Annotated in this window: 18 protein-coding genes and 1 pseudogene; 7 read left to right on the forward strand and 12 right to left on the reverse strand. The window is 70.7% G+C overall.

Translation table 11 applies throughout. The features are described 5' to 3' along the window. The first annotated feature begins 15 nt into the window (after window positions 1-15). Window positions 16-777, forward strand: coding sequence for a PHP-associated domain-containing protein (locus AC6RUA_RS10335; RefSeq protein WP_499812933.1), 762 nt, complete (start codon window positions 16-18; stop codon window positions 775-777). Between the two features lie 102 nt (window positions 778-879). On the opposite strand, the gene AC6RUA_RS10340 is transcribed toward AC6RUA_RS10335, so the two are convergent. The 3 genes and pseudogenes from AC6RUA_RS10340 to AC6RUA_RS10350 all read right to left on the reverse strand — a co-directional run bounded on the left by AC6RUA_RS10340 (window position 880) and on the right by AC6RUA_RS10350 (window position 3,758). Next, a complete protein-coding gene (locus AC6RUA_RS10340) occupies window positions 880-1,371 on the reverse strand; it encodes a metal-dependent hydrolase (RefSeq protein ID WP_499812934.1) in 492 nt (163 codons plus the stop codon). A 44-nt stretch (window positions 1,372-1,415) separates the two neighbouring features. Then, the gene (locus tag AC6RUA_RS10345) at window positions 1,416-1,931 is read right to left on the reverse strand and encodes a CinA family protein (RefSeq protein ID WP_499812935.1); all 516 of its coding nucleotides are present in this window, start codon (window positions 1,929-1,931) and stop codon (window positions 1,416-1,418) included. Between the two features lie 76 nt (window positions 1,932-2,007). Then, window positions 2,008-3,758: pseudogene (locus AC6RUA_RS10350) on the reverse strand (ABC transporter ATP-binding protein). 247 nt (window positions 3,759-4,005) lie between these two features. On the opposite strand from AC6RUA_RS10350, the gene AC6RUA_RS10355 reads away from it, so the two are divergent. Further along, entirely contained in the window at window positions 4,006-5,106 is a 1,101-nt protein-coding gene (locus AC6RUA_RS10355; RefSeq protein WP_499812936.1) for a pyridoxal phosphate-dependent aminotransferase, read from the forward strand. Between the two features lie 46 nt (window positions 5,107-5,152). After that, window positions 5,153-6,301 (forward strand): ArsA family ATPase, encoded by a 1,149-nt coding sequence (locus AC6RUA_RS10360; RefSeq protein ID WP_499812937.1) that lies wholly within the window; start codon window positions 5,153-5,155, stop codon window positions 6,299-6,301. A 24-nt stretch (window positions 6,302-6,325) separates the two neighbouring features. Here the strand turns inward: AC6RUA_RS10360 and AC6RUA_RS10365 are convergent, their stop codons facing one another. The 5 genes from AC6RUA_RS10365 to AC6RUA_RS10385 all read right to left on the reverse strand — a co-directional run bounded on the left by AC6RUA_RS10365 (window position 6,326) and on the right by AC6RUA_RS10385 (window position 10,143). Continuing rightward, window positions 6,326-6,646, reverse strand: coding sequence for a DUF8152 family protein (locus AC6RUA_RS10365; protein WP_499812938.1), 321 nt, complete (start codon window positions 6,644-6,646; stop codon window positions 6,326-6,328). 7 nt (window positions 6,647-6,653) lie between these two features. Next, the gene (locus tag AC6RUA_RS10370; RefSeq protein ID WP_499812939.1) at window positions 6,654-7,478 is read right to left on the reverse strand and encodes an SDR family oxidoreductase; all 825 of its coding nucleotides are present in this window, start codon (window positions 7,476-7,478) and stop codon (window positions 6,654-6,656) included. A gap of 66 nt (window positions 7,479-7,544) precedes the next feature. Next, entirely contained in the window at window positions 7,545-8,366 is an 822-nt protein-coding gene (locus tag AC6RUA_RS10375; RefSeq protein ID WP_499812940.1) for an endonuclease V, read from the reverse strand. Between the two features lie 4 nt (window positions 8,367-8,370). Then, window positions 8,371-9,300, reverse strand: coding sequence for a rhomboid family intramembrane serine protease (locus AC6RUA_RS10380; protein WP_499812941.1), 930 nt, complete (start codon window positions 9,298-9,300; stop codon window positions 8,371-8,373). 309 nt (window positions 9,301-9,609) lie between these two features. Further along, window positions 9,610-10,143, reverse strand: a complete 534-nt coding sequence (locus tag AC6RUA_RS10385) for an inorganic diphosphatase (protein ID WP_499812942.1) — start codon at window positions 10,141-10,143, stop codon at window positions 9,610-9,612. A 242-nt stretch (window positions 10,144-10,385) separates the two neighbouring features. Between AC6RUA_RS10385 and AC6RUA_RS10390 the strand changes: the two genes are divergently transcribed. Continuing rightward, complete coding sequence (locus tag AC6RUA_RS10390; protein WP_499812943.1) at window positions 10,386-10,739, forward strand: PadR family transcriptional regulator; 354 nt, start codon at window positions 10,386-10,388, stop codon at window positions 10,737-10,739. A 33-nt stretch (window positions 10,740-10,772) separates the two neighbouring features. Here AC6RUA_RS10390 and AC6RUA_RS10395 read toward each other — a convergent pair whose 3' ends face one another. Together AC6RUA_RS10395 and rnhA are read right to left on the reverse strand one after the other, a co-directional pair. Continuing rightward, entirely contained in the window at window positions 10,773-11,423 is a 651-nt protein-coding gene (locus AC6RUA_RS10395; protein WP_499812944.1) for a DUF7108 family protein, read from the reverse strand. Then, the gene (gene rnhA, locus AC6RUA_RS10400; RefSeq protein ID WP_499812945.1) at window positions 11,413-12,006 is read right to left on the reverse strand and encodes a ribonuclease HI; all 594 of its coding nucleotides are present in this window, start codon (window positions 12,004-12,006) and stop codon (window positions 11,413-11,415) included. Before rnhA ends, AC6RUA_RS10395 begins: the two co-directional genes overlap by 11 nt. 155 nt (window positions 12,007-12,161) lie before the next feature. Here rnhA and nreA point away from each other — a divergent pair, with 155 nt between their 5' ends. Both nreA and AC6RUA_RS10410 read left to right on the forward strand, forming a co-directional pair. Further along, window positions 12,162-13,436 carry a DNA repair protein NreA gene (gene nreA / locus AC6RUA_RS10405; protein ID WP_499812946.1) on the forward strand — a complete coding sequence of 425 codons (1,275 nt, stop codon included), beginning with the start codon at window positions 12,162-12,164 and terminating at the stop codon, window positions 13,434-13,436. 25 nt (window positions 13,437-13,461) lie between these two features. Then, the gene (locus AC6RUA_RS10410) at window positions 13,462-13,770 is read left to right on the forward strand and encodes a preprotein translocase subunit TatA (protein ID WP_499812947.1); all 309 of its coding nucleotides are present in this window, start codon (window positions 13,462-13,464) and stop codon (window positions 13,768-13,770) included. Window positions 13,771-13,828: 58 nt separating this feature from the next. Here the strand turns inward: AC6RUA_RS10410 and AC6RUA_RS10415 are convergent, their stop codons facing one another. Both AC6RUA_RS10415 and AC6RUA_RS10420 read right to left on the reverse strand, forming a co-directional pair. Beyond that, window positions 13,829-14,275 (reverse strand): DUF302 domain-containing protein, encoded by a 447-nt coding sequence (locus AC6RUA_RS10415; protein ID WP_499812948.1) that lies wholly within the window; start codon window positions 14,273-14,275, stop codon window positions 13,829-13,831. 60 nt (window positions 14,276-14,335) lie between these two features. Further along, the gene (locus AC6RUA_RS10420; protein WP_499812949.1) at window positions 14,336-14,644 is read right to left on the reverse strand and encodes a DUF5789 family protein; all 309 of its coding nucleotides are present in this window, start codon (window positions 14,642-14,644) and stop codon (window positions 14,336-14,338) included. Window positions 14,645-14,794: 150 nt separating this feature from the next. Between AC6RUA_RS10420 and AC6RUA_RS10425 the strand changes: the two genes are divergently transcribed. After that, entirely contained in the window at window positions 14,795-15,790 is a 996-nt protein-coding gene (locus AC6RUA_RS10425; RefSeq protein ID WP_499812950.1) for a cell division protein CdpA domain-containing protein, read from the forward strand. Window positions 15,791-15,845 lie beyond the last annotated feature (55 nt).

The raw sequence follows: 15,845 nt of genomic DNA on the forward strand, positions 1-15,845 counted from the left end.
TCACTCGGGTCGGACGTGAGCGACGGTCGGACGCGCGTGGACCTGCACGTGAAGACACTCGACGAACGCGTCGTCGAGCGGGCGCGAGCGGCGGGCATCGACGTGCTGGTGTACGCGCCGCACTTCACGCGGCTGCCCGTCATCCGCGAGCGCGCCGAACGGTTCTCGACGGACGACCTCACGGTCGTCCCGGCGCGGGAGGTGTTCACCGGCGACTGGAACAACCGCCGCCACCTCCTCGCGCTGGGTCTCGACGACCCGGTGCCCGACTTCATCTCCTTCGAGGGCGCGCTCGCGGAGTTCGAACGGCAGGAGGCGGCCGTCCTCGTCCCCCACCCCGAGTACCTGAACGTGAGCCTCACCCGCGGGGAGGTGGGCGCGTACCGCGACCGACTCCACGCGGTCGAGACGCACAACGCGAAGCTGTTCGACCGACAGAACGACCGCGGGGCGCGCATCGCGGCGGCGTTCGACCTCCCGGAGTTCGGCTCCTCGTACGCGCACCTGCTCGGAACCGTCGGCGCGGCGTGGACCGAGTTCCCCGGCCTCGACCCGACTGAGGGGGCGCTCGTCGACGCGCTCCGGTCGCGCGTCGAGCGCTCCGTCGTCGCCCGGCGGGACCCGGCGACGCGGGTTCGCCGTCTGGTGGAGTTCGCGTACCTCGGTTACGAGAACACGTACGGGAAGCTCGACCGCCTGTTCCTCTCGGGGATGGAGCCGACCCACCCCCGCCACATCGCCTACGACGGCCGGTTCGACGACGTGGCGGTCTACTGACCCCGAACCACCGAATCCTCGGGCGTTCGAACCCTCCAGAACGCTCGGTCCCTCCGAAACGACCCGCCCGCGAGCGCCGCGCCGCCGTTCCGCTCCGGCGCGTCAGACCACGCCCGCGAGCGTCGCCGTCCGGACCGCGCCCGTGTTCAGGTCGACGAGGTAGACGTGGAGCGCCGCGAGGACGGCCAACTCGAACAGCGTGACGGCGACGGTCACCACCTCGGCCCACTTGCTGCTCGTGGCGACGCCCACCGGGAGGTCGAACTCCCGGTCCCACGGGTAGAACAGCGCGATGCCCCGCTTGCTCCCCAGCAGGTCGAGGACGTAGTGGGTGGCGACGCCGACCCAGACGAACTGGAGGTTGTCGAAGTACACCGGGTACGCCAGGAACACGCCGAGCACGAGCAGGTTGTGCAGGGTCTTGCGGTGGCGGCCGAACGCGGTGTCGACGTCCGGGAACAGCGCCCCGAGCACGATGGGCACCGAGAGGCGGGCGATCTCGACGAACGTCTCCACGTCGCCGCTCGGCTCCAGGATGTACCCCAGCCCGACCGCCAGCAGGACCGCGTTCAGGACGTGCCCCCGTTTGTTCATCGCGTGGTCGTGAGCCCTCCGGGTTCCAAACGGTTTCGGTCTACTTACCGCGACTCGACCGCGTCAAGCAGGTCTGTGAGTGCCTGCCGAGCGATTCGCTCTTTTACCTGAGTTCGGTTCCCGTCGAACTCGTATCGCGACACGTCGGTCCGGCTCTCCCCGCTCCCCCACGCGCCGCGGTAGGCGACGCCGACGTACACCGTCCCGACCGGCTTCTCGTCGGTTCCGCCGCCGGGTCCGGCGATGCCGGTGGTCGCCACGCCCCACGTCGTCCCCGCGGTGTCGCGGACGCCCGCGGCCATCTGCCGGGCGACGGGTTCCGACACCGCCCCCTCGGCGTCGAGCGACTCGCGCGAGACGGCGAGTTCGGTCAGTTTCGCGTCGTACGAGTAGGTCACGACGGAGCGGTCGAAGTAGTCGCTCGACCCAGGGACGTCGGTCAGGAACGAGCCGACGAGGCCGCCGGTACACGACTCGGCCGACGCCACCGTGTCGCCGGCCGCCCGGAGGGCGTCGCCGACGCGCTCTTCGACCGGCGGGTCGTCCGCGAACTCGCGCATGGCCGGCGGTACGGCGGCCCCGCGCAAGAAGGTGCAGGTGCGCGCCGCCGCCGGACAGGTCGGGCGACCCGGCCCGCTACAGGCTCGACACGGTGTCCCGCTGGCCGGCCTGCACGCCCCACAGGTCGGCGTAGAGGCCCCCCCGGTCGAGGAGCGACTCGTGTGTGCCCCGTTCGATGACCTCGCCGCCCTCCAGGACGAGGATGGTGTCGGCGTCCTTCACCGTCGAGAGCCGGTGAGCGATGGCGAGCGTCGTCCGGTGGCGGGTCACCTCGGCGATGCTCTCTTGAATCCTGACCTCCGTCTCGGTGTCCACGTCGGACGTCGCCTCGTCGAGGACGAGTACGTCGGGGTCCTGCAGGATGACCCGCGCGATGCCGACCCGCTGGCGCTGCCCCCCGGAGAGTTTGACCCCGCGCTCGCCAACCTCGGTGTCGTACCCCTCGGGGAGGTCGGTGATGAACTCGTGAGCCTGCGCCGCCTTCGCCGCCTCGACGACGGCCTCGCGCGGGGCGTCGAACGAACCGTACCGGACGTTCTCGGCGACGGTGCCGGCGAAGAGGAACGTCTCCTGGCTCACGTAGCCGACGCGTTGCCGGAGGCTCCCGACGCTCACCTCCCGGACGTCCTGCCCGTCGATACGGACCGTCCCCTCGTCGGGGTCGTAGAGGCGCAACAGGAGTTTGAGCACGGTCGACTTGCCCGCGCCGGTCGGGCCGACCAGCGCGAGCGTCTCCCCGCCGGCGACGTCGAAGCTCACGTCCTCTATCACCCGGTCGTCGCCGTCGTAGCCGAAGCTCACGCGGTCGTACGCCACGTCGCCACTCGACACCGTCAGGTCGGGCGCGTCGGGGTCCTCCGGGAGCGCTCCCGGTTCGTCGATGAGGCCGAACACCCGTTCGGCGGACGCCACCGCCTCCTGGTACATGTTGACGAGCTGTCCGAACTGCGCGAGCGGCCAGATGAACCGCTGGGAGAGGTAGATGAAGGTGACGAACGCGCCCGCGCTCAACTCGCCGCTGAAGAACAGCGGCGGGCCGTCGAACACCCAGATGCCGCCGACGACGAACGTGAGGAGGAAGCCGACGCCGGCCACCAGGCGGAGCCCCGGGAAGAACGTGATGCGGGTCCGGATGGCGCGCCAGTTGGTGTCGTAGTACTCCTTCGAGGTGGACTCGACCCGGTCGAGTTCGTACGACTCCGTGTTGCTCGCCTTGATGACCTCGATGCCGCCGAGGTTGTTCTCCAGCCGGGAGTTGAGCCGGCCGACGGTCGAGCGGACGTCGGCGTACATCGGCTGGATGTACTGGACGAACTTGTGGGTGAAGAGGGCGACCACGGGGACGACGACCAGCGTCACGACGGCCAACTGCGCCTGGAGGTAGACGAGCACGCCCACCACGCCGACGGCGGTGACGCCGATCATCGTCGCCGTCTGGAGGCCGCCGTTGAGGAACTGTTCGAGGCGGTTCACGTCGTTGTTCAGGATGCTCATCAGCTCGCCCGTCTGCTTGTCCGCGAAGAAGGCCAGGTCGAGCCGCTGCATCGCGCAGTACGTGTCCGTCCGGACGTCGTGCTGGACCGACTGGGCGAACTCGTTGAGCCCCCACCCCTTCGTCAGCGAGAAGACCGACTCGCCGACGAACGAGGCGGCGACGACGCCGACCGCGAACCAGAACTGCGCCGTCCGATCGCTCGGCACCCAGGCGTCGGGAACGAGCGGGAGCGCGAACGGTCGCGTCCGTACTCGCCGAACAGCCGGCGCATCGGCCGGTCGACGTTCGCGCGCTGGTCTTCGAACGCGTCGTCGTCCGCGTGGGATGTCATGGAGTGGGTAGTCGCCGTGGAGGTTGCGTCCGCCGTCGCGGCGGACGGTGACTGGACGGCGGCGCTCCGCCGTCGCCGGGGCTCGCCGGAACCGACGGGGTCTCAAAAACGGACGAACGGGGTCATGGAGGTGCTGGTAGGGGGTATCGCCCCACCGGAATAGCCGTTCCGATGCCGTGCCACTCGTTCCCAGTGGGTCGCGGTGAGGCGACGAAACACCCACGTGCCAGCGCCCGGGAGGGGGAACATGGAGTACGAGCGCCCGCAGTTCTTCTACGTGATGCAGTACGCCGCGCGCGCGGACCGGGACGTGGTGGACATGGTGTCGGGCAACCCCGACTGGGAGCCGCCGACCGCGCTCCGCGAGGGACTCCGCGAGTACGCCGACGCCGACCCGGCGGCGTTCCAGTACCCGCCGAGCGAGGGGCTGCTCGACCTGCGCGAGGAGATAGCGTCCCGGCGCGGGGTCGACCCCGACCGGGTCGTCGTCACCAACGGAACGGGCGAGGCGAACTACCTCGCGATGGCCGAGGCGCTCGACCGGAACGCCGGGAGCGAGGTGCTCCTCACCGACCCCGTCTACCCGTACTACCCGGGCAAGACGAGCATGCTCGGCGGGGACGCGACGTACGTCCCGGCCGAGCGGGACGGCTCGCTCGACCCCGACCGGTTCCGCGCGACGGCGAGCGACGAGACGGCGCTCGTCGTGGTGAACACGCCGAACAACCCCACCGGGGCGGTGTACGACCGGGAGACGATGCGGGCGCTCGCGGACCTCGCTGCCGACGTGGACGCCACGCTCGTCGCCGACGAGGTGTACGACCACTTCGACTTCTCGGGGGAGTTCGAGTCGGCGCTGACGCTCGACTCCGACCGCGTCGTCGTCACGACGGGCTACTCGAAGTCGATGGCCATCACCGGGTTCCGCGTGGGGTACGCCGTCTTCCCCGAGTCGCTCGTCGGCGCGGCGAAGACGCGCCACATGCTCGTGAACGTCGCCACCTCGCGGCCCTCCCAGTACGCGGTGCTCAACGCGCTCCGGGAGACGGACGCGGACTACTACGCCGACGCCCGCGCACTGTTGCGCGGGCGGGTGGAGACGTTCACCGACGCGCTCGACGCCGCAGGCGCGGAGTACTCCCGCCCCGACGGGGCGTTCTACGTCCTCGCGCGCTTCGACGGCTTCCCCGGGACGATGGCGAACGCAGAGCGCCTCGTCGACGAGGCGGGCGTCGCGGGGATGCCCGGCGAGACGTTCGGGTCGGCGCGCGACGACTGGCTCCGGTTCGCGCTGGTCACCCCCCGGGTGGAGGAGGCGGCGGCGCGGCTGACGGACTACTTCGCGTGACGAGCGGACCAACGGATAGACAAGCGCGCGTCTCCCACGCGGAGCCATGACCGACATCGACGTCGAGGCGGTCGACGACATCGACGACGGCGACGCGCCGCCCGACCCCGCCGAGACCACGCCGGACCGGGCCGACGCGAGCGTCGGCGTGACGCCCGAGGCGGCGGCCGGCGCGCCCGAGTACGTCCTCTACGGGGGGAAGGGCGGCGTGGGCAAGACGACCTGTGCGGCGGCGACGGCGCTCGCCAGCGCGGCCGGGGGGACGGCGACGCTCGTCGTCTCGACGGACCCGGCCCACTCGCTGTCCGACACGCTGGGGACCGACGTGCCCGCGCACCCCTCGCGTGTCCGCGAGGACGTGCCGCTGTACGCCGCCGAAATCGACCCGGACGACGCGATGGCCGAGGGGATGCTCGGCGGCAGTGGGGCCGAGAGCGGGCCCGACGGGGGCGGCGCGGGCGCGGATGCGAACGGGGACCCGCTCGGCGGCCTCGGCGGGATGGGGGAGGCGGTGGAGGACTCGCCGATGGGCGCGATGCTCGGGGGGACGATGCCCGGCGCGGACGAGGCGGCCGCGATGCGCCAACTGCTCGAACACCTCGACGACCCCCGGTTCGACCGGGTCGTCGTCGACACCGCGCCCACCGGTCACACGCTCCGCCTGCTCCAGCTTCCCGAACTCCTGGACTCGATGGTCGGCCGCCTGATGACGATGCGCCAGCGCTTCTCCGGGATGATGGACGGGTTCAAGGGGCTGTTCGGGATGGGCGAGGGGGAGGAGGGGGCGGACCTGGAGGAACTGAAAGACCGCATCGAGCGGCTCCGCGCGACGCTCCGGGACCCCGACCGGACGGACTTCCGTGTGGTGATGGTGCCAGAGGAGATGAGCGTCGTCGAGTCCGAACGACTGGTCGAGCGACTCGACGAGTTCGAGATTCCGGTCGGGACGCTCGTGGTGAACCGCGTGATGGAGGACCCCCGGGAGGTGGCCGGGTCGGCCGTCGACGACGACTGGGTGGTGCGGCCGAACCTCGACGACTGCGCGTTCTGCCAGCGCCGCTGGAAGGTCCAGCAGGACGCTCTCGCACGTGCGACCGACCTGTTCCGCGGCCGCGAGGTGAAGCGCGTCCCCCTGCTCGCCGACGAAGTTCGCGGCGTGGACGCGCTGCGCGTCGTCGCCGCCTGCCTCGCGTAATCGGGTTCCGATACCGGCCGCCGCTCAGCCGTCACCCGCCCCGTCGCAACCGCTCGACGCTGTTCCGTTCCAGTCGCCCGCGAGTGCCGCCGCGGCAGCCCGCGCCGCAGCCACACGGTCGTCGGCCTCCTCGTTGCCCGTCCCGTCGACTGCGTCGAGCAGACGCACGACGTGGCCCGCACGCTCTCCGACCACGGCGTCCGACGCCTCCCGTTCGTACAGGTCGCGCGCGACTGCCGCCGCCTCGCCGAGGTACGCGCTCGCCTCGCGCGTCACCGGGAGTTCGGCCGTCGCGTCGAGGTTCCGGTGCATCGTCTCGACGCGGTCCGACGTCGCGTCGTTCACGGCCGGTTCAGACGACCGTCCGCACCAGTCCCCACACCTTGTCCGAGAGCGAGGCGGGGAGGTGCCGGACGAGTTCCGCCCCCTTCGCCACGACGCCGACCGGGTAGCGGGCGGCGGGCTTGGTCGCGCTCGCGGCGTTCACGATGTCGCCCGCGACGCGTTCGGGCGGCACCGTTCCGGGTGCGCCCGCCCCGAGCGAGTCGTAGTCGTCGTACAGGTCGTAGTACCTGTCGTACGCGCCCGAGCGGTCGAGTTCGTCGAGTTCGGCGTTCGCGCGCTCGCCGAACGCCGTGTCGACCGGTCCGGGTTCGACGAGCGACACCGTGATGCCGTACTCGCGCACCTCGTTGCGGAGCGCGTCGGTCATGGCCTCGAGCGCGTGTTTCGACCCGGAGTAGACGCCCGCGCCGGGCGTGGCGACCCGACCGACGGCGCTGGAGACGTTCACGATGGCGCCGTCCTCGCGCCGACGCATCGCCGGCAGCACCGCCCGCGTGAGCCGGTGGGGACCGTACACGTTGGTCTCGAACTGGTCGCGGACCGCGTCGGTCGGCACGTCCTCGACGGGACCGCGCTGGCTGTACCCCGCGTTGTTCACGAGGCAGTCGATGCGTCCCTCCTCGTCGAGGATTCGGTCGACCACCCGCTCCACGTCGTCGCCGTCGGTCACGTCGAGCGTCGCGATTCGACAGCCCTCGCGGTCGCCCAGCGTCTCGATGTCCGCCGGGTTGCGGGCCGTCGCGTACACCGTCCACTCCTCGTCGAGAAACGCCGCCGCGGTCGCGCGACCGATGCCCGACGAGCAGCCCGTGATGAGGACCGTCCGTTCCATACTCGCCCCTCAAGCGCATGGGTGTTAACTCCCGCGTCACGGAACGAGCGGCGACGACGGCGGTCGTCAGCCGTCCGATTCGTCCACCCCGGCCGACTCGCGGACGGTCGCCTTCGCCTCGTCGGCGTACGCGTCCGCCAGCCGAGTCGGCTCGGGGAGTTTGTACCCGTCACACAGCGCCGCGACGAGCGAGACGGCCGTCCCCGCGCCCACGCGGTGGCCCGGGCTGACGTACAGCGGGTTGATTACCGCCCGCGAATCGTACTGGCGGGACTGGTAGGCGTACCCGATGACCGCACCGTCGACCGACTCCGTGTCCCCGCCGGGCCCGCGACGGGCTTCGACCCGGCCGTCGGCTTCGACGGGGGTTCGCCAGCCCGCGGGCCGCCCGTCCACGTCCTCGCGCGGCGTCCCGCACAGCAGGCTCTTGGCGACGCCGACGGCGGGGGCGTCGAGCGTCACCCCCATGTGGGTGGCGAGGCCGGCCTGCCGGAAGTGGATACGACCGCTCCCGTCGAAGACGTAGAGGTCCGGGTCGCAGTCCAGCGCCGCCAGCGCGTCGAGTATGGGGCCACCCTCGCGGAACGAGAGCAGGCCGGGCACGTACGGTATCGACAGCGGCGACACGGCGTACGCCCGTTCGACGACCGTGCCGCCGCGCGCGACGACGACGGCCGACACCGCCGCCTCGTCGAGGAACGCCTGGTCGACGCCGGCGACGAGCGGTGCGTCCGCGGGCGGGTCGTCCGCGAGCGTCACCGCCGCGAGGTCGAACGGCAGGTCGTCCTCGAACGCCGCGGCGGCCGCGATGTCGCGCTGGAGCGCCTCCATCTCCCCGCGGTCGAGCGCGGGGTCCGGGACGAACTCGGGGCGGGCGGGGACGGGCATCGGGTCAGAACCGGCCGCGGCCGGGACCCATCCCGCCGCCGCCGCTGCCGATCTGGTTCGGGACGTTCCGCTTGCCGTTCGCCACGCCTGCGTACAGGACGCCGAGGACGAGCCCCGAGAGGTGCGCGGCGTGCGCGATGTTCCCGCCGAGGAGGCTGCCGGCGGAGACGACGCCGAACAGCGACGCGGCGGCGTACAGGAGCGTCAGGGTCCGTATCTTCAGCGGAATCGGCGGAATCAGCAGCATGATCCTGAGGTTCGGGTTCACGACCGAGAGGAACCCGAGGATGGCCATGATGGCGCCCGACGCGCCGAGCACGCCGCCCTCGGGCGGCGCGCCGAGCAGCATCCCGACGCCGATCTGCGAGAGCCCCGCCACCGCGCCCGTCACGAGGAACATGACGGTGAATCGCTTCGACCCCAGATACCGTTCGACAAGCGGCCCGAAGAAGTACAGTGCGATGGAGTTCCCCGCGATGTGGAACAGCCCGGTCGGCGAGTGCGCGAAGATGGAGGTCACGACGGTCCAGACGTTGTCCAGTTCGCTCGCCCGGAGCACGAACAGGTCCGCGAACGCGGCGTACCCGGACGTGCTGAGCACGAGGAACTCCGCGCCGAACGTCAGCCACATCAGTCCGAGGAAGACGTACGTCATGTTCCCGCGGAAGAACCCGAGGAACCCGCCGGTCCCCGTCTCGCGGTCGATGCGCGACTTCACCCGGGAGGTGACCCCACCGCCGCTCCCCCCCGACCCGCCGGTCCGCACCGAGTCGTCGAAGCCGGAGTCGAAGACACCGCCGGGGTCGTTCCACTCGCCGAGGCCCGGACAGTCGTGGTTCTCGGGGAGCCGGTGGTCCGCACAGAACGTCCGCCCGCAGCGGCGACACTGGTACGGCATGTTCTCGTACTCGCCGCACTCGTCGCACTTCGCCATTACACGTCTCCTAACCGCGGGGCGGTTATAGGGCTTCGCCCCACGGGTGCTGTGGTCGCCGACGCGCCGTCCGGGTCAGGAGTCCGCGTCGCCGCTGTCGTCGTCGACCGCCGGCGGGTCGAAGTTGGTCGGGACGACCGTGAGGTGACGCACGCCGAGAGAGGGGCGTTTCGCTGCCATGCTCGTCCGAACGTACCCGCTCGTCCCCCTAATAATTACCCATACGCATAACTCATGCGACGAGGCGGCGATATACTCGGCGATAATGCGACCCCAGCGCGAGACCCCGGTCGCGGGGAACGGCGCCGTCTACGCGAACTGCTCCTCGTAGAGGTCCTGCGCGTGTTCGATGGCGTCCTTGGCGGCCGCCGCGTTCTCCCAGCCCAGGGTCTCGACCTGCTTGCCCTCCTCGAGGTTCTTGTACGTCTCGAAGAACTCCTCGATCTCGGCTTTCTTCTGGTCGGTGAGGTCGCCGGCGTCGTGGACGTGGTCGTACCGGGGGTCCTCGGTCGGGACGGCGACGACCTTGTCGTCCTGTTCGCCGTCGTCGTCCATCTTCATGAGCGCGACCGGGCGAGCCTCGATGACGCACCCCGGGAACGTCTGGTCTTTCACGAGGACGAGTACGTCGAACGGGTCCTCGTCGTCGTAGTAGGTCCGCGGCATGAACCCGTAGTCGGAGGGGTAGTGGACGTTCGAGTGCAGGACGCGGTCGAGGACGACGCCGGGGATGTCCTTGTCGTACTCGTACTTGTTGCGCTCGCCCTTCAGACACTCGACGACCGCGTATATCTCGTCGGGAGCGTTCGGCCCGGTCTCGAGGTCTTCCCAGAGATTCGTCATGCGCCCGTGGATACCTCGAATTCGGGCAAAGTCCTTTCGACATGCGCCGGTCGGGGTGCTGGGACAGGACTTATCCGGGGGGCACCCGTGTGGTAACCAAGGACACCCACGTTCGTCCGTACCGTAACCAGGAACTGTTAACTGGGGCCCCTAAACAGCCGTTTCTCTACCTTTTACCGACCGAAACGGTCGATTCCGTTAACAAGGGTTAAATAGACGGATGACATCCTCCTATACATACCATGTCAGAGGCACAAAGTAAAACGGATGGTGCGGGTGCGGCGCGCGACCTGACAGCGTTCCAACAGAACATCCTGGTCATCCTGGCCGAGGAACCGATGTACGGGCTCGCCATCAAGCGCGAACTGGAGAGCTACTACGACGCCGAGGTCAACCACGGCCGGCTCTACCCCAACCTCGACGACCTCGTCGAACTCGACCTGGTCGAGAAGAGCGAACTGGACAAGCGGACGAACCAGTACGCGCTGACCGAGGAGGGCCGCCAGACGGTCCTCGACCGCATCGACTGGATGCTCTCGAAGTACGTCACGGACGACGACCGGGCCGACGACGTTCGGGCGCTCATCGAGGCGTAGTCGAGTCGACTGGTCGGTCGGATTTTTCGGCGGCTACAGCGGGTACCGAGCGTCGGCGCAGCCGAAGAGGCGACGGAGCGAGTCCTCGACGACTTCGCGCTGTTCCGCGGAGGGCCACGCGTTGCGCGGGTAGTACTCGGTCAGGAACTCGGAGAGTTCGTCCGCCGTCGCGTCGTCGACGCGGCGCGCGTAGTGGTTCCCCATGAAGTCGGCGAACGCGCGTGCGTTCGCCTCGTGGACGGCTCCGTGTTCGCCCGCCACCTCCGCCACGAGCGCAGCGTTGTGTTCTTCCACGGCCGCCCAGTCGTCGGGGTCCCCAGCACCGGAGAGCGCGCGCTCGACCGCGCGCGAGGTGTCCTCGATGCGGTCGACGCGCGCCGTCCCGTCGACCAACCACTCCTCGGGGTACAGTACGAGCGTGTCGTCGGCGTCGCGGACGCGCGCGGCGAACCCGTGGTCAGCGAGGCGGTCGTTCCGGTCCGTCCGGTAGGCCGCCGCCTCCTCGTCGTCGACGGCCGTGCGGGCCAGGTGCGTGAGTCGCTCGGCCGCTTCGACGACCCGTTCGGGGAGTTCGGGGTCCGGTTCCCGTCCCCCGTCGTCGCTCGCCTCGGTCTCGTCCCCGTCCTCGTCCGCCGGTCGTCCTCCCGTCGGCTCCGTCGCGTCGGTGCGGTCGTCAGGCGTCATCGAGTGCCTCGTTCGCCAGTTGGTCGGCGCGCTCGTTTATCTCTCTCGGGACGTGCTCGATGCTCCAGCGGTCGAACCCCTCCAGCAGTTCGCGCGCTCTCACCCGGCGCTCGCGCAGTCGCGGCTCGTTCACCTGCCACTCCCCGCGGACCTGCTTCACGACGAGTTGGGAGTCGCCGCGCACGTCCACCTCCGAGAGGCCGTAGTCGCGGGCCGCCTCCAGCGCCCGCACCAGCGCGGCGTACTCGGCCTCGTTGTTGGTCGCGCGTCCGACCGTCTCGCTCCCGTCCGCGACGACGCCGTCGCTCGTGACGATGGCCCACCCGACGGCCGCCGGACCCGGATTCCCCCTGGAGGCCCCGTCGAAGTAGACGTGTCCCCGCCCGCCCCCCTCGCGGAGCAGTCCGGTCAGACGCGTCGGGTCCCCCCCCTGCACCACGACCTTGTCGTCGTACGCGACGGCGACCGCGCCGTCGCCCTCGGCGCGCCACCGCTCGTGGTCGGTGTTCCCCGCCGTGACGGCGACCCCGCCCGCCTCCAGTCGCTCGCGGGCGGCCGCCGGGTCGCACTCGATGACCGGCATGGGGCGTCGTCCGGGGGCGGGCGGCGAAAGGGTTCCGTTCGAGCGTGCGCGGCGGTCGAATCCGCCGCCACTCGCCGCTCGACGCCGTCTCCCGGCGGAACCGTGGCGCTCGCGCGGGGAACGTTCATACCGCTGGCCCCGCTAGCCTCGACCGCATGAGGCTGGACGAGTTCGTGGAGTTCGAGGCCAACGAGCGGGCCGAGCGCCGCCGCCTCGCCGAGGAGAAGTCCTACGAACTCATCGACCACCTGGAGTCGTTCCAGCACCGCTTCGAGGAGGCGACCAGCGGCGACGCCCTATTCGGGTCCGTCTCCCCGTCCATCTTCGTCGGCCGGTCGAACTACCCCGAGGTGTCGACGGGCATCCTCTCGCCAGTGGGCCACGAGGCCGACGCGGCGCGCTTCGAGACCAGCGCCGGCTGGTACGACGAGCGGGTCTCCATCTCGGACGTGTTCGAGCGGCGCACGTCGCTGCTGAACTCCAACCGGACGGCAGACGTGGGGAACGTGGCGGACGCGTGGGACGGGTTCCTCGGCACCCAGCGGGAGGTCGCCATCGCCGACCGACCCGTCGACGTGGAGATCGGGCTGAACGGGGGGCCGGACCTCGACTTCGACGTGACCGACGACGACATCGCCACGCCGACCGGTCCTCGCGCCCGCGCCCGGTCGGCCGAACTCGCGGAGAACCCCCACGTCCCCCGGCCGGTCAAGAAGACGCTCGAGGACGACGACTGGAACGCGCAGGGAGCGATGACGTACCTCTACCGGCGCGACTTCGACGTGTACGACATCAACTCCATCCTCTCGGCGGGCGCGCTCGGGCGCGAGGAGGCCCGGCGGCTGGTGCCGACGCGGTGGTCCATCACCGCCGTCGACGACACCGTCGGCCAGTACCTCCGGGGGACCGTTCGGGACGCGCCGAGCGTCGACGCGGTGGAGGTGTGGCGCAACGAGTACCTCGGCAACGCGTTCTGGGTCGTGCTCGCGCCAGGCGACTGGGAGTACGAACTCGTCGAGATGAAAGCCCCCGGGAGCATCTGGAACCCCGACCCCCAGACAGGCGTCGCCATGTCGAGCGCCCACGAGAACCGCGAGGGCCGCACGCGGTACGTCGACGAGACGGCGGGCGCGTACTACGCCGCCCGCCTCGGCGCACTCGAACACCTCTCTGAGCGGGGGCGGCAGGCGAAGGTGCTCGTCCTCCGGCACGTCTCGGACGACTACTGGGGTCCGGTCGGCGTCTGGCAGGTGCGCGAAGCGGTCCGCAACGCGTTCGAGGGGGAACACGGCGAGGCGGAGACGCTCGGGGCGGCCGTCCGCGAGGTGGCAGAACACCTGCCCGTCTCGCTGTCCCGACTCCGCTCGAAGTCGACGATGGCGGCCGGCCTCCAGTCGAGCCTGGCCGACTTCGCGACGGGCAAGAGCTAACTGTCGCGCCCGACTCGCCCCGGACATGGCCCTCCTGTTCGGCGGGATTCCCGGCGGTCTGGAACTGCTCGTCATCCTCCTCGTGTTCGTCCTCCTGCTCGGCGTCCCCGTCGCCGTCCTCGCGTTCGGGGGTGCGCTCGGCTACTCGATATCGCGGTCCTCGCGCGAGGACCGCGACGCCCCGGACGACGACCGGGTCGACGAACTGGAGCGGGAACTGGCCGAGACGCGCGCGGAACTCGCCGAACTCCGCGAGGAGCGCGGCGACCCGGGCGACCCGGTGGACGCCGACGCGGGCCGCGACGCCGACGCGACCGACCGCGACCGGCGCTAGGCCGGACTCGGGCGACGCGGGCGCTTCAGTGTTCCGTCGTTTCAGCGCTCCGGCTCTCTCACGTGTCGAGGTCGGCGTACGCCGCGTCGACCATCTCGCCGGTCTCCGCGACGATGTCCGCCATCGCCTCCGCGTCCGTGTCGAGCCCCAGCAGTCGCGCGATGCGCATGATGCTCACGTGGTACACCGTCTGGACGCCCGGCTCCTCCTCCCAGACGACGACGTTACACGGGAACAGCGCGCCGATGCGGCCGTCGGTCGCGTCGAGCGCCCGGTCGGCCATCGCGGGGTTGCAGGCGCCGAGGACGTAGTACGGCTCCCGGCCGGCGTCGACCTTCTCGTTCAGGAGGTCCGACGGCGAGAACTCCACGGGGACGCCGAACCCGTGGTCGGTGAACGTCTCGCGCACGTGTTCGACGGCCGCCTCGTGGTCCATCTCGAGCGTCGCGCGCTTCTCGCCGTAGTCGCCCGCCGCGACGGCGTCGGGGTCGATTGGCAGCGCCATGGCTCGCGGTTCGCGGTTCCGGGACAAAAGAGTGCGTCTCGGGACGGCGCGCGCCCGGTGCTACTCGGTCGTTCGGACCGGGCCGGTGCCGACGACGCCCTCGACCGCCTCGACGAACGACTGTCGGCGGTCGAAGTACGTCTCGTCCACCTCGCCGAGCACCGCCTCGAGTTCGCGCGGCCCGTCGGGCGTCCGGACGACGGCGTCGCCCTCCTTCGCGAGCACGCGCGACTTCTCCTGGGGCCACGTCAGGCGGGAGGCGACGCGGGCGAGCGGCGCACCCTCCACCTCGGGGCCGTCTCCGAGTTCGACGGCGGGCTCTTCCTCCTCGGATTCCTCCGCTTCCTCCTCGGATTCGTCGTCGGCCATGCCCTCGACTTCGAAAGCGGTGAGGGTAACGCTTTCGAAGCCGCGGGCCGCCGCCCGCCGGAGGCCCGTCGGCCCGCCACCCCGCCGACGGGACGGCGTCAGCCGAGCGTCTGACGCACCGTTTTGTGTACGGGTGTCATACCGGGTTCCATGACCAGTCTCGCGGAGGCGTACGAGGGACAGGTGGGTGAGTACGCCAGCCTCCGGCGACTGTATCTGGGGGTCGGACTGTTCCTGCTCGGCGCGCTCCTCGTCATCGCGGGCATCGTCGTCGCGGCGACGGACCTCGGCATCGGACCGCTCGGACTCACCGGCGCGCGCGAACTCGGCGGCGTGCTCGCCGGTCTCGGCCTCCCGGCCGTGTTCCTCGGCATCTTCTCGGTGCTCCCCGCCGACCGACGGACGCGGGCGGCGGCCGTCGTCGGCGCCGGCGTCGCGGTGCTCGGCGTCGCGCTGTTCGCCCACGCGTACCCCTGCCACTGGTCCGGGACGAACTGCGGCGCGGGGCTGGCGAACCTCACGCTCCCGACGGTCATCGTCTACTTCTTCGGAGCCATCACCACGTTCTGGTGTCTGTTCGTCGGCGTCGCCAACTTCAAGTCGCGCAACGACCCCGGCGGCACCGTCAAACTCGAAGTCACCCGCGAGGGCGAGACGCGCGTCGTCGAGGTTCCGGAGTCCTCGCTCCGCGGCGCGAAGGGTTCGATGGGGGGGCTCGGCGGCGTCGGCTTCCTCGGTGGGACGCCCGACGGCGACGTGGAGACGCAGACCAACGACGCGACGAACGGGGGGTCGGACGGGGACGACTCCGGCGGCCGAACGCGCTCGCGCCGGACCCGTCGATCGACGGGCGGGGCGACGGTGAGCGACGGCGGGGCGACGACGGACGACATCCGTTCGCTCGACGGCGACGCGGCGTCGACCCGGACTCCCCAGTCGCGGTCGTCGCCGTCCCCCTCCGCGGACGCACGGTCGCAGTCTCGGTCGCAGCGGGAGGGCCGGTCTGCGAACGCCGGCGACGTCTACTGTGGGAGCTGTCAACACTTCCAGTACGTCCGTACGGACGACGGTATGCAGCCGTACTGCGGCCTCCACGACGGCCTCATGGACGACATGGACGCCTGCGACGAGTGGACGCCGCGCTGAGCGCGTCCCGGTTCGGTGTCTTTCGGTCCGGTCCTCCGTTCTCCGTCGGTCGCTT

The sequence above is a fragment of the Halorarum sp. SLYT50 genome, from assembly GCF_059821265.1.